1 protein-coding gene is annotated in these 371 nt (G+C 47.7%); it reads right to left on the bottom strand.

Translation table 11 applies throughout. The features are described 5' to 3' along the window. Positions 1-371 (bottom strand): site-specific integrase (locus CWC14_RS19475; protein WP_502705432.1); only part of this gene is annotated, 371 nt, incomplete at both ends.

The following is a 371-nucleotide window of genomic DNA, read 5'->3' as shown; positions in this document are numbered from 1 at the left end:
CCTTGAGGCCGAGCAGATAACAAAACCCAGCTTTACTGCCTAATTGCATGGCACTAATACGGACCTGCTGCTCGAAGTTTAGACGTAAACTACTCAAAGCGGTTTTATGGCCGTGCTGATCCACAGTGGGCAGAGCACATTTCTGTAGGTAGCCAGCGCGCTCTCCCTCGCCGGAAAACCAAATCCGTGCCTTTTCACTGTAACGACCAGATTTTGCAGGTAAATCAAACAGTAAGCGCTGATGTCCATGATCTGTCAACCATTGCACATATTCATGTAACCCACAGGAGAATAAGTGTGGATGGATGGGGATCTTACGTGCTTTGATTTTGCCATGAGTATGCACATGAAAATAAGCGGTGCCAGTGCCT

The organism is Pseudoalteromonas sp. S3260 (assembly GCF_005886925.1).
In the GTDB taxonomy this organism is placed as follows: domain Bacteria; phylum Pseudomonadota; class Gammaproteobacteria; order Enterobacterales; family Alteromonadaceae; genus Pseudoalteromonas; species Pseudoalteromonas tetraodonis.
This window is presented reverse-complemented; position numbering and strand designations above follow the sequence as displayed.